Annotated in this window: 10 protein-coding genes and 1 pseudogene; 6 read left to right on the plus strand and 5 right to left on the minus strand. The window is 70.8% G+C overall.

Annotated features, from left to right (window positions below):
* A pseudogene (locus tag B1729_RS19725) lies at positions 1-259 on the minus strand (hypothetical protein); the annotation flags it as partial.
* Between the two features lie 22 nt (positions 260-281).
* A complete protein-coding gene (locus B1729_RS19730) occupies positions 282-752 on the minus strand; it encodes an Lrp/AsnC family transcriptional regulator (protein WP_163618798.1) in 471 nt (156 codons plus the stop codon).
* A 125-nt stretch (positions 753-877) separates the two neighbouring features.
* Here B1729_RS19730 and B1729_RS19735 point away from each other — a divergent pair, with 125 nt between their 5' ends.
* The 3 genes from B1729_RS19735 (at position 878) to B1729_RS19745 (ending at position 4,235) form a co-directional block, all read left to right on the plus strand.
* Complete coding sequence (locus B1729_RS19735) at positions 878-2,317, plus strand: DUF6421 family protein (RefSeq protein WP_163634516.1); 1,440 nt, start codon at positions 878-880, stop codon at positions 2,315-2,317.
* Between the two features lie 75 nt (positions 2,318-2,392).
* Entirely contained in the window at positions 2,393-3,103 is a 711-nt protein-coding gene (locus B1729_RS19740; protein ID WP_163618796.1) for an SDR family oxidoreductase, read from the plus strand.
* Positions 3,104-3,164: 61 nt separating this feature from the next.
* A complete protein-coding gene (locus B1729_RS19745; protein WP_163634518.1) occupies positions 3,165-4,235 on the plus strand; it encodes a low specificity L-threonine aldolase in 1,071 nt (356 codons plus the stop codon).
* Between the two features lie 232 nt (positions 4,236-4,467).
* On the opposite strand, the gene B1729_RS19750 is transcribed toward B1729_RS19745, so the two are convergent.
* The 3 genes from B1729_RS19750 to B1729_RS19760 form a co-directional block, all read right to left on the minus strand.
* Positions 4,468-6,273: a hypothetical protein gene (locus tag B1729_RS19750; protein WP_239539729.1), complete on the minus strand. Its 1,806-nt coding sequence runs from the start codon at positions 6,271-6,273 to the stop codon at positions 4,468-4,470.
* A gap of 204 nt (positions 6,274-6,477) precedes the next feature.
* Positions 6,478-8,391 carry a M3 family metallopeptidase gene (locus B1729_RS19755; protein WP_163634520.1) on the minus strand — a complete coding sequence of 638 codons (1,914 nt, stop codon included), beginning with the start codon at positions 8,389-8,391 and terminating at the stop codon, positions 6,478-6,480.
* A gap of 63 nt (positions 8,392-8,454) precedes the next feature.
* On the minus strand, positions 8,455-9,042 hold the full coding sequence (locus B1729_RS19760) for an NUDIX hydrolase family protein (protein ID WP_163617689.1): 588 nt from the start codon (positions 9,040-9,042) through the stop codon (positions 8,455-8,457).
* Positions 9,043-9,140: 98 nt separating this feature from the next.
* Here B1729_RS19760 and B1729_RS19765 point away from each other — a divergent pair, with 98 nt between their 5' ends.
* The 3 genes from B1729_RS19765 to B1729_RS19775 form a co-directional block, all read left to right on the plus strand.
* Positions 9,141-9,764, plus strand: a complete 624-nt coding sequence (locus B1729_RS19765; protein WP_163634522.1) for a hypothetical protein — start codon at positions 9,141-9,143, stop codon at positions 9,762-9,764.
* Between the two features lie 79 nt (positions 9,765-9,843).
* Positions 9,844-10,509, plus strand: coding sequence for an alpha/beta hydrolase-fold protein (locus B1729_RS19770; protein ID WP_163617687.1), 666 nt, complete (start codon positions 9,844-9,846; stop codon positions 10,507-10,509).
* A gap of 267 nt (positions 10,510-10,776) precedes the next feature.
* The coding region (locus B1729_RS19775; RefSeq protein WP_163634524.1) for an ATP-binding cassette domain-containing protein at positions 10,777-11,884 on the plus strand (1,108 nt) is incomplete at its 3' end.

Consider the following 11,884-nt stretch of genomic DNA (forward strand, 5'->3'; position numbering starts at 1 on the left):
GCCCCGCCATGCGGGAGACCGAGCCGTCGCCGCCGTAGACGCCCAGGACTGCGGGCGGCGCCTCAGACCCCATCGCAGCGGTGACGACCTCGGCGAGGTCCTCCCCCTCGGCCAGCTCGTGGACGGTGGCCGCGGGCAGGCGCTCGGCGAACGTGTCGGCGGGGTCTGCCCGAACGACGGCGGTGCCGGAGGCCACGTTGCGCACGATGAACACGCCGCTGCCGTCGGCGAACGCAGACGACTCGGGTGAGGTGGGCATGCTCCTGAGGCTACCCGCGCGCTCACGCAGGGAGGACGGGCCTGTTCTCGTAGAAGGTCTGCAGCACGACCGTCGTCCGTGTGTTGACCGATGCGGCCGAGCGGATGTCGCGGATGAGCGATTCAAGATGCCGAGGCGACGCGACCCTGACCAGCAGCATGTAGCTGGCGTCCCCGGCGATCGAGTGGCAGGCCTCGATCTCGGACAGGTGCTCGAGCAGCTCGGGAGCGTTGTCGGGCTGCCCCGGGTCGAGGGGCGTGATCTCGACGAACGCGGCGAGCGGCTTTCCGACGGCTTCGGCGTCGACGAGCGCCCGATAGCCCGTGATGACACCGCGAGCCTCGAGCCGCCGCAGCCGCGTCTGCACCGCCGAGACCGAGAGCCCGACGGCGGCCGACAGCTCGGCCAGCGTGGCCCGGGCGTTGCGCGAGACCTCGCGCACGATCCCCTCGTCGATGTCGTCGTCGAGGCGTGCCGGGCCGTCTTCGCTCATGTTCCGAGGCTATCAGCGCGCGCTCGCCGCGACAGGAACTCTTCCTGTCCATGGCATGTTTGACAGGAAGATATCCCGTAGAATCGGAGGCGAGATCGTCCTCGACTCGCAGATCGGAGGTTCACATGTCCATCCATGCCCGCACCATGCAGGTCATCGTCGGCGAACCCGAGGTCGTCGAGGACGCCGGACTGGCCGAGACGAGTGCGGCGTGGCTGCAGCTCAAGGCGGCGGCGACCGCGCTCCGGGCCCTGCAGGTCAAGGACGGCTCGATTCCGGATGCCGCATCCCACGTCGACGCGCACTCCCACGTCGCCCGCATCATCGCTGGCATCCGCGCCCTCGCCCCCGCGCTGCCGCACGACGCCGAGTACCTCGCCGCATCGGTGCGCGACTTCGAGCGCTGGGCGGGCGAAGGCTTCGGCATCCCGGACTTCCTGGATTCGCTCCAGGCCTTCCAGCCGCAGCAGCACCGGGCCGACGGCATCCGTCATCTCGTCGTGTTCCCGATGTACACCCAGAACGGCTCGCCGAACCGGTGTGTGGAGGCGGTGCTCGTCGAGGTGATCTGGCCCGAGTTCATCGCGCAGCTCGAGGCCGGCGACTACGGCAACAAGCTCTTCGTCTCGCTGCGCTTCCTGGACTTCACCCCGGGCTACGACACCAACAGCGCCGTGCTCTTCCCCGAGACGGTCGCGATGCGCGAGATCCCGCAGTTCACGTGGGGCGCGATCTTCCAGGACCGCGAAGCGGCGCGCTACCGCCGCGTCGTGCGGGCTGCTGCCGAGATCACACGGCTGGATCTGCCCGCCGACGCCGCACGCATGCTCGACGACCAGGCGCTCACCGAGCAGACCTTCGTGATGTGGGACATCATCCACGACCGCACCCACATGCGCGGCGATCTGCCGTTCGACCCCTTCATGATCAAGCAGCGGATGCCGTACTTCCTGTATTCGCTGGAGGAGCTGCGGTGCGACCTCACGGCCTTCCGCGAGTGCGTCGCGATCCAAGGCCGGCTGTCGGCGCGGGTCGATGCACTGTCACTCGGTGAGCCGGTCCAACCGCTGGATGCCGCCGAGACGGAGATGCTCGAGCACGCGAAGCTCGTGCAGTACGCGGTGATCTTCGACCGGATCTTCCGCTTCTCGATCACCGGAACGCGCGTGCGCAACTACGACGGGCTCGGCGGCCAGCTGCTGTTCGCCTGGCTGCACCAGCGGGGCGTGCTGCACTGGACCGACACGGCCCTGTCGTTCGACTGGGAGAACGTGCCCGCCGCGGTCGTCGCACTGGGTGAGGCGATCGACGAGCTCTACTGGCGCTCGATCGACCGGCCGAAGACCGCCCACTGGCTCGCGGCGTACGAACTCGTGCGCGCCACGCTCACGCCGAACCCCGCGTCGGCATGGGCGCGTGGCCTGCCGGACGACATCCTCGCCGGCGCGCCGAAGGGCTACACGGACGCCGTGCTGGACGACGAGTTCCCGCTGTCGATGTTCTTCGAGGCGCTCGACAAGAAGATGAAGCCCGTCATCGAGTCGACGGCCGGGATCACCGGCTGAGCCGCGCCGGGTCGACGGCGCCGAGGACAATCGTTCGGGCGAGACCGGACGATCTCGACGTGGAAGGGTAGGAGCATGAGCGTCGAAGGCAGACTCGTGGTGATCGCCGGCGCGACCAGCACCTCGGGCCTCGCGGCCGCACGCGCCCTGATCGCCGGCGGCGCGCGCGTCGTCGCTGTGGGGCGCGACGAGGGCCGGCTGCGCGAACTCGAAGAGGCCGTCCGAGCGGATGCCGGCATCCTGGCGCAGGACTCGGAAGCGCTGCGCACCGAGGTGTGCGACCTCACGGACGAAGCTGCTGTCACGACGCTCGCGGAGCGCGTGCACGCCGCCGACGGCCCGGTCGACGGCGTGCTGCACCTGGTCGGCGGCTGGCGCGGCGGCGGCGGGCTCGCCGGGCAGAGCGACAACGACTACCGCTTCCTCGAGCGCTCTTTGACGGCACTGCGTCACGTCAGCCGGGCCTTCGACGCCGACCTGCGGGCATCCGTCGCCGGGCGTCTCGCGGTCGTGTCCTCAACCGCGGTGGGGCGTCCGCTCGCGGGCGGCGCGAACTACGCCGCGGTCAAGGCGGCGACCGAGGCGTGGGCGCGCGCGGTCGCGCAGGGGTTCGCGAAGGACGCCCGGGATGCCGGGAAGCCGCTGGCCGCGGCATCCGTCGTCTTCCGTGTGAAGAGCCTCTCGGGACTCGAAGAGGCGCTCGCACAGAGATTCACCGACCTCTGGGCGACCCCCGCCGCCGAGACCAACGACACGATCGTCGAACTCACCGACCCCTCGCTGTGACGGCAGGCTCGACAACCCTGCCGCGCATCGCGCAGCCGCGCGCGAACTAGATTGGACACCCGTGACCACGATCCACGACACGAACCTGCGGGGCTTCGCCTCAGACAACTACTCCGGCATCCACCCCGAGGTGCTCGCGGCCATCGCCGCCGCCAACGACGGCCACCAGGTCGCCTACGGCGAGGACGTCTACACCGAACGGCTGCAGGCGGTCATGGCGCGCCACTTCGGCGAGGGCGTCGAGGCGTATCCGGTGTTCAACGGCACGGGCGCGAACGTCGTCGGCCTGCAGTCGATGCTGCCCCGCTGGGGCGCCGTGATCGCCGCCACCACCGCGCACATCAACGTCGACGAGGGCGGAGCCCCGGAGCGCGTCGGCGGTATCAAGATCCTCAACGTGCCGACCGATGACGGCAAGCTCACGCCGGAGCTCATCGACCGCGAGGCCTGGGGCTGGGGTGACGAGCACCGGGCTCAGCCGCTCGTCGTCTCGATCACGCAGTCGACGGAGCTCGGCACCCTGTACACGGTCGACGAGCTGCGCGCGATCGCCGACCATGTGCACGGCCACGGCATGCATCTGCACATGGACGGCTCGCGCATCTCGAACGCCGCCGCGTCCCTCGACCTCCCCCTCCGTGCGATCACCCGCGACGTGGGCGTCGACGTGCTCAGCTTCGGCGGCACGAAGAACGGCGCGATGCTCGGCGAGGCCATCGTCGTGCTGAACCCCGAGGCGTCGCAGGGCCTGACGTACCTGCGCAAGCTCGACATGCAGCTGTCGTCGAAGATGCGGTTCGTGTCAGCACAGCTGGTGGCTCTGCTCGAGGGCGATCTGTGGCTCCGCAACGCGTCGCACTCCAACGCCATGGCTCAGCGCCTGCGCGCCGGCGTCGAGGCGGGCCTCGCCGACGGCTCGATCCGCGGTGTGGCGTTCACGCAGCCGACGCAGGCGAACGGCGTCTTCGCCACCCTGCCCGACGGCGTCGCCGACCGCCTGCGCGCCTCGTTCCGCTTCTACGACTGGGATGCCGCGAAGAACGAGGTCCGCTGGATGTGCGCGTTCGACACGTCCGAGAACGACATCGACGCCTTCATCGCTGCGATCGCACGCGAGACCGCCGCCGCCTGACCTGGCTGCCTTCGCCGCACGGTCGTTGAGCGAGCGAGGCGAAACGCCCCGCACCTCCCCCACGGTCGTTGAGGGAGCGAGGAACGAGCGAGACGAAACGCCCCGCACCTCCCCCACGGTCGTTGAGCGAGCGAGGAACGAGCGAGACGAAACGCCCCGCACCCGGCGCATCAGCCAGGTTCGGGGCGTTTCGTCTCGGGCGCCAGAGCGCCCTTCGCTCAACGACCGGGGGTCAGTGCTCGCGCGACCCGTCGCCCTGCTCGGCGTGGTCGCCCTGCTCGGCGTGGTCGCCCTGCTCGGCGTGGTCGCCCTGCTCGGCGTGGTCGTCCTGCTCGGCGTGGTCGCGCTGCAAGGCTTCGTCGCTCTGCTCGGCGGGGACGTTCTCGCTCAACTCGCCGTCGGCGTCTCCCTCGTCGTCGCCCGCGGCGTCCTCTGCCGCGACGAACTCCTCGGCAGCCTCGGCGTCGCCACGCTCCGTCTCGACGGGCTGAGCATCGTCGCGCTCGACCTCAACCGACTCCTCCTCGACGGACTCGGCCTCGACCGGCTCGCCGGGTGCGGCATCCGTCCCCTGCGTGTCGGCGTCGGCTACCGGAGCCTCATCGTCCGCGCTGCCGGCGGACGGGAGCGGCATCTCGGGGCGGATGAGCTCTTTGACCTCCGCCATGAAGCTCATGAGCTGGTGCTGCTGCCAGCGCAGCTGGCGGGTGCGGTCCTCGGCGTCGCGCAGCACGGCCTGCGAGTGCGACGTCACGAGGTCGATGATGCGCTCGGCCTTCACGTGGGCGCGCTCGAGGTGCTCGCGCGCGCGCAGCTGCGCGTCGGCCTCGATCTGCTGCGACTGCGCCCGCATCAGGCGCTCGAAGTCCTCGGCCTTCACCGACACGCGCTGCGCATGATCGAGCGACGCCGCGACCTGCTCGTTGGCGTCCTGCGTGATGCGCTCGGCGTGGGCGACCGCCTGGTTGTGCAGCACGAGGAACTCCTGGTGCGCATCGTCCTGCCGGCGGGTCAGGGATGCCTCGAACTCGAGGGCGCGGAGCCGCAGCTCGCGCACCGCCTCCTCGGCCTCGGACCGGTCGCGCGCCGTTTCACGGGCGATAGCGGAGCGCAGCATGGCCGCACCCTTCTCGGCCTCGGAGCGGATGGCCGCAGCCTCCCGCTCGGCCTGCGACACCTTCTCGGCGGCGTGCGCCGCCTCCCGCTCGACGCGCGCCTCGTGCGCGGTCAGCTCGGTGTCGATCTTGAGCCGCACCTGCTGGGCATCGTGCTGCGCCTGCGAGATGATCGCCTCGGCCTCCGCGTGCGCCGACGACCGGCGGCTCGCGATCTCTTCCCGCGCGGCCTCGAGTAGACGGTCGCCCTGCGTCGTGGCGTTGCGGAGGAGCAGGCTCGCCTGGTCTTCGGCGACGCGCAGCACCTCTTCGAACTGCTGGCGGTTCGGCGACTCGGTGGTCGCGCCGACCAGCTCGTCGCTCAGAGTCTGCACGCGCTGTTCGGCGTCGGCGATCTTGGCGTTCGCGAGCTCGAGCTCTCCCCGCAGGCGCGCGACGACGTCGCCCTCTTCCTCGCGGGCGGCGGATGCCTCGGTCGCGACCCGCGCGACCTCGGTGCGGCGGCTCTCCTCAGCCTCGGCGAGCGCGGCCTCGAGGCGCTCGATCTCGGTCTGACGGGCCAACAGCGCGGCATCGATCTCGGCCTGGCGTGCGGCGATCGCGGCGTCGATCTCGGCCTGACGCTTCTCGGTAGCAGCCTGCAGCTCCGCTTCGAGGCGCTCGGCCTTGGCGCGGCTCTGCGCGGCGGCGGCACCGGCACGGCGCTGGTGCTGCTTCAGCTGAGCGACCTCGTCCTGCGCGGCCCGCACCCTCGCGTCGAGTCCGGCGATCGCGGCGTCGACCTCTTCCTTGTCGTAGCCGCGGAACGTGGTCGTGAACCCCGACCCGAAGGACGTCGTGGACGAGCCGCCGCCGATGAGGTTGTCGAAGGGTGTGGGGTCTTCCTGGCCCGGATTTCCGGCGCTCACGGCGTGATCGGACATCGGTGTGTCTCCGCTTCTGGCTTGCTGTGTCGGCGAGTGCTCTCGGCGGAGGCGTGCGTGCCGCGCGACGGCGCCGGTGAACATGTCGCCGGGCGCGCGAGCAGCGGTGGCCGCACCGTCCTCGACGACACCGGGGGGTTGTGTCGCAGGTGGCTGCGCAGGGGGTAGGTGAACCCTACATCGCGCCACCGTCCGCCGAGAACCTCAGGCGCCGGCGAGCCACTCCCGGTACGCGTCGAACGACGACGGGCGGCCCAGGAACCCCTCCACGAGGTCGTGCGCGTCCCGTGAACCGCCGCGTTCGAGCACCTCGGTGCGGTAGCGGCCGGCGGCTGCGGCATCCATCAGTCCGTCACCGAAGCCGCTCAGCAGATCGCGCGCGATCACGAGGCTCCACTGATACGTGTAGTAGCACGCGCCGTAGCCGGTGAGGTGACCGAAGCCCGCGTAGGAGTGCAGGCCCGGCACCGGCTGCACGGGACTCGCTGCCGCGTAGAGCCGCTCGGTCTCGGCCTGCAGATCGGCCGGCCGATCGACGTGCAGGTGGTACGACACGTTCGCGTGCCCCAGCTGCCGCCGCACCTCGAGGGCGCGACCGAAGGAATCGGCGGTGCGCATGCGCGCTACCAGGTCGGCGGGGATGGGCTGGCCCTCGGCGTTGCCGCTGAACGAGGCGAGGACTCCGGCATCCCATGCCCATTCCTCGAGCAGCTGGCTCGGCGCCTCGACGAAGTCCCACTCCGTCGCCACTCCGCTGAAGCGCGCGAAGCGCTGGCGCCCGCCGAGGATGTCGTGCACCAGGTGGCCGAACTCGTGGAAGAACGTCACCACCTCGTCGTGCTCGAGAAGCCCGCGGGAGAAATTGCACAGGAGCGCAGCCTCGGGAAGGACCCGGCCCGTGACGCCCGGAGCCAGCGGGAAGCACGCGGCGTGACTGAACTTGCCCTCGCGGGGGTGCAGGTCGAGGTGGATGCGTCCGAGCCGCTCACCGCCGCGGATCACGTCGAACGACTGGACGTCGTCGTGCCACGTCGGCGCGTCGACCGGCACGTACTCGACATCGAGCAGGCGCCCGATCACGTCGAGCACACCCGCGACCACCCGCTCGAACGGGAAGTAGGAGCGGACCAGCTGCGCATCGACGTCGTACTGCTCGCGCTTGATCGCCCCCAGCAGGTACCAGAAGTCGGCGATCGAGACGACGTCCGCGTCCGGGACGTCGCGGCGCAGCCGCTCGAGCAGCAGCGGGTACTCCGCCTCGGCCGCCGGCTGCGAGGCGTCGTCGAGCCGCGACAGGAACGCGGGGATCGCCACGCCGGAGCCGATCATGCGGGTCTCGGTCTCGTAGTCCGCCCAGTCGGGATAGCCGAGCAGCCGGGCCCGCTCGGCGCGGACATCGAGCAGTTCGGCCAGGATCGCGTCGTTCTCGGGCCACGCCAGGTCGTTGTAGGCGCTCACGAGGGCCACCCGCGTCGCGCGGTCGTGGGCGTAGTCGCGCACCGGCATGAGGTCGGGGTAGTCGGTCGAGAGCGTCACGCGTCCGTGCTCGTCGGCGGGGTGGGTGTCGATGAAGTCCTGAGGCATGCCCGCCAGGCCCTCGACGGGCACGGTGATCTCGCGACGTCCGTCGCGGATGTTGCGCGAGAACGCCAGCGACAGCTCGGTGTCGCGGTCGGCCAGCTGCCGGGCGCGCTCGCGATCGGCGTCGTCGAGCTCCACACCGCTGCGGCGGAAGTCCCGCAGCAGGTGGGCGAGCAGTCGCGCCTGATCGTCCTCGAGATCGGTCGTCTCGGCATCGGCGAACGCGCTCCACAGCTCGCGGTCGAGCAGCCGGGCCGCCGAGAGCGACTCGACGGTCTGCACCTGCTCCTCGGCCCGATCGCGCACGGCCGGGTCAGGGTGTGCCTCGCTCAGCACATACGACTCGCTGAGGGCCGCACTCAGGGCGATGTCGGCGTCGTTCCAGAGTTCCAGGCGATCTGCGGTCGTGAGCGCGGACTCGGCCTTCAACCGACCGTCGATCTCGTGCACGCGGGCGATCCGAACGGTGGGGCGCTCGTCGACGAAGGCCGCCCAGCCGGCGGCGTCGGACGGGAAGGGCAGGGATTCGAGACTCACCCTGCGAGCCTATGGGGCGGCTCGGACAGCTGGCGAGGAATTTCCCGCGGTGGCGAGGACTGCTCAGCGCAGCGCGCCCACGCTCGCGAGCGCCAGCCGCACGAGGGTGCCGCGCCCGCCTTCCATCTCGGCCGAGAGGGCATCGGATGCCGCCTCCTCCGGCGTCAGCCAGGTGACCTCGAGCGCGTCCTGCCGCGGCTCGCACGTTCCCGTGACCGGCACGACGAACGCGAGCGACACGGCGTGCTGGCGGTCGTCGTGGTACGCGCTCATACCCGGCAGCGGGAAGTACTCGGCCACCGTGAACGGCGTCGGCTGCGGGGGGAGCATCGGGAACGCCATCGGACCGAGGTCGTTCTCGAGATGGCGGAAGAGGGCGTCGCGGACGGTCTCGCCGTAGCGGACCCGGCCCGAGACGATGGTGCGCGAGATCTCGCCGACCGGCGTCGCGCGCAGCAGGATCCCGACCTGCGTGACCTGCCCCATCCCGTCGGTGCGCACCGGCACCCCCTCGACGTAGAGCATCGGCAGTCGACGGCGCGCCTCCTCGAGCTCGATGTCGCTCAGCCACGCGGGGTTGGAGATGTTCCCCGCCGGCGGGCCGAACGGCTCGTCGCCCGCGGGTTCGGGGTCAGGAGTGCGTACGGACATGCCTCCTGTATACCCGTTCCCTCCGGTTTCCACCGCGCGTCCTCGCCGCCGACGCCGAGGCGTCAATAGTCTGAGGCCATCGTTTCCGGGAGGATGGCATGGCGGACGAGCGCACCGAGAGCCGGATGACCCGTGTGCAGGACATCGTCGGGGTGTTCCTGTTGTCGGTGACGGCGGTGCTCACCGCCTGGTGCGGATTCGAGGCGTCGAAGTGGGGCGGCGAGATGTCGATCGCCTTCAGCCAGGCGTCGGCCGCCCGCATCCAGGCCGCCGGCGCGGCGGACCAGGCCCGCTCTGCCCAGCAGTTCGACCTGACCGTCTACGCCGAATGGGTCGTCGCGACGGCCGAGGGCAACACCGAGCTCGCCGACTACATCCAGGACCGCTTCCAGCCGTGGTTCACGGTCGCCTTCGACGCGTGGCAGGCCGACGGCATGCAGGAGAACGGTCCCTTCATCCGCGAGGAGTACGTGCCACCCGGTGAGGTGGAGGCGGACGAGCTGAACGCGCGCGCTGACGCGAAGTTCACAGAGGCTCTCACGAACAATCAGCGCGGCGACAACTACTCGCTGCTGACGGTGCTGTTCGCACTCGTCCTGTTCCTGACGGCGATGTCGGAACGCAACGTCAAGACGTGGATCAGCCGCGTCCTGCTGGGCCTGGCGATCGTGGTGGCCTGCGTCGGCGTCGGCATCCTGCTGACGTTCCCGATCAAGATCTGATCGGCGCGGTCGAGATCCGGCGGCGCCGGCGCCGGGCATCGCCTTCGCGGTGTCGGCCGCGGATGGCAGGATGTGGGGCATGTCGGAAGCACTCGTCCTCGACGCCGACGCCGTGCTCTGGTCGACCGACCGGTCGGTCCTCGACGGACGGCATCTGCTGCTGCTCCTGCACGGCTACGGCGCCGACGAGCACGACCTCTATCCGCTCCGCCAGTACCTCCCCGACGCGTTCGCCGTGGCGAGCCTGGCCGCCCCGCTGGCACCGCCGTGGCCGGCGCCCGGCCGCTCCTGGTACCCGATCGAGGGGCTCGAGGGGCGCGACGCCACGCACGTGACCCGCGCCGCCGAGGCGGTCATCACGTGGATCGACGCGCATGCCGCGGGTGCGGCATCCATCGGCCTCCTCGGCTTCTCGCAGGGCGGTGCAGTGTCACTGCAGGCGATGCGCCTCGAGCCGCAGCGCTTCGCGTACGCCGTCAACCTGTCGGGCTACGCCACGCCCGGTGAGGTGGCAGGGGATGCCGAGCTCGCCGAGCTGCGCCCGCCGGTGTTCTGGGGCCGGGGCACGAACGACGACGTCATCCCGGAGTTCGTCGTCGCGCACACCACGCAGTGGCTGCCCGCGCACGCCGAACTCAGCGGCCGCGTCTACCCGGGCCTCACCCACAGCGTCTCGGAGCAGGAGATCGCCGACGTGGCCACGTTCCTCGACAAGCAGCTGCAGACGCTCGACGCCGCCGACTGATCGCGCTCCCTGGCCACCGCCGGAATCGTCCGCTATCGTGTCTCTCGGCCTTTGTCCCCTCGGTGAGGAACTCCCTTGAAGCTGATCGACGCAACCGCGCTGTAATCGCGCTGCTCCGTCGACCCTCGACGTCTCGCAGCGCTTGTAGATTCCGCGCTGCACGTCGACCATCGCTTCCCCGCCGGTTCCGGGCCCCTCTGCGGCCCCGGTGTTCCGGGCGGATTCCGCGGTCCTCCGTGTCAGCGCATGACCGACACAGGAGGCCTCATGCCTGCCACCACTCTCACACCTGTCATCGTCCTCGACCGGGTCTCGTTCGCGTGGGCCGACGGCACCGTCGCTCTCGCCGACGTGTCCGGCTCGTTCGGCACCGGCCGCACCGGGCTCGTCGGCCGCAACGGCTCCGGCAAGTCCACGCTGCTGCGCCTGATCGCGGGCGACCTCACCCCCTCCGCGGGGCACATCGCACGGACAGCGGATGCCGCGTACCTGCCGCAACGGCTGACGCTCGACGTCGACCGGCCCGTCGCCGACCTGCTCGGGGTCGGCGACACCCTTCGCGCGCTGCGCGCCATCGAGTCGGGCGATCCCGATCCGAGCCACTTCGACGCGGTGGGCTCCGACTGGGACATCGAGGCACGCGCGCACGCCGCGCTCGCCGAGGCCGGGCTCGCGCCCGACATGCTGGACCGCAGCGTCGGGCAGCTGTCGGGCGGCGAGGCGGTGCTCACCGCGATCGCCGGCATCCGTCTCCGCGCACCCGAGATCACGCTGCTCGACGAGCCCACCAACAACCTCGATCGCGACGCCCGCGCGCGCCTGTACGACATGGTGCGCGCGTGGCGGGGCGCACTCGTCGTGGTCAGCCACGACACCGCGATGCTCGAGTTGATGGATGACACCGCCGAGCTCTACGCGAACGAGCTCTCGGTGTTCGGCGGCCCGTACTCGCACTGGCGGGCATGGCTGGATGCCGAGCAGGGCGCCGCCCGCGACGCCGAGCGGGCCGCCCGCCAGGCCGTCAAGCGCGAGAAGCGCCAGCGCATCGAAGCCGAGACGACGCTCTCGCGCCGCGCCGCGATGGGGCAGAAGGCGTACGACGAGAAGCGCGTGCCGAAGATCGTCGCGAACGGACGCCGGATGGCGGCCCAGGTCTCGGCGGGCAAGCTGCGCGGCGAGAAGGCCGACCGCGAGGCATCCGCCCGCGAAGCCCTCGATGTCGCAGAGCGCCGCGTGCGCGACGACGACATCGTGAAGATCGACCTGCCCGACCCCGGTGTCCCCGCGGGCCGTCGCATCGCCACCCTGGGCGACGGCGAGCGCTCGTGGGTGATCCAAGGGCCCGAGCGTGTCGCGCTGATCGGCCCGAACGGCG

Source organism: Microbacterium sp. B35-04 (genome assembly GCF_010634885.1).
Classification (GTDB): Bacteria; Actinomycetota; Actinomycetes; order Actinomycetales; family Microbacteriaceae; genus Microbacterium.

Coding starts and splice junctions, on each gene's coding strand:
- B1729_RS19730 (WP_163618798.1), bottom strand. CDS start 752: ATGAGCGAAGACGGCCCGGCACGCCTCGACGACGACATCGACGAGGGG.
- B1729_RS19735 (WP_163634516.1), top strand. CDS start 878: ATGTCCATCCATGCCCGCACCATGCAGGTCATCGTCGGCGAACCCGAG.
- B1729_RS19740 (WP_163618796.1), top strand. CDS start 2,393: ATGAGCGTCGAAGGCAGACTCGTGGTGATCGCCGGCGCGACCAGCACC.
- B1729_RS19750 (WP_239539729.1), bottom strand. CDS start 6,273: ATGTCCGATCACGCCGTGAGCGCCGGAAATCCGGGCCAGGAAGACCCC.
- B1729_RS19760 (WP_163617689.1), bottom strand. CDS start 9,042: ATGTCCGTACGCACTCCTGACCCCGAACCCGCGGGCGACGAGCCGTTC.
- B1729_RS19765 (WP_163634522.1), top strand. CDS start 9,141: ATGGCGGACGAGCGCACCGAGAGCCGGATGACCCGTGTGCAGGACATC.
- B1729_RS19770 (WP_163617687.1), top strand. CDS start 9,844: ATGTCGGAAGCACTCGTCCTCGACGCCGACGCCGTGCTCTGGTCGACC.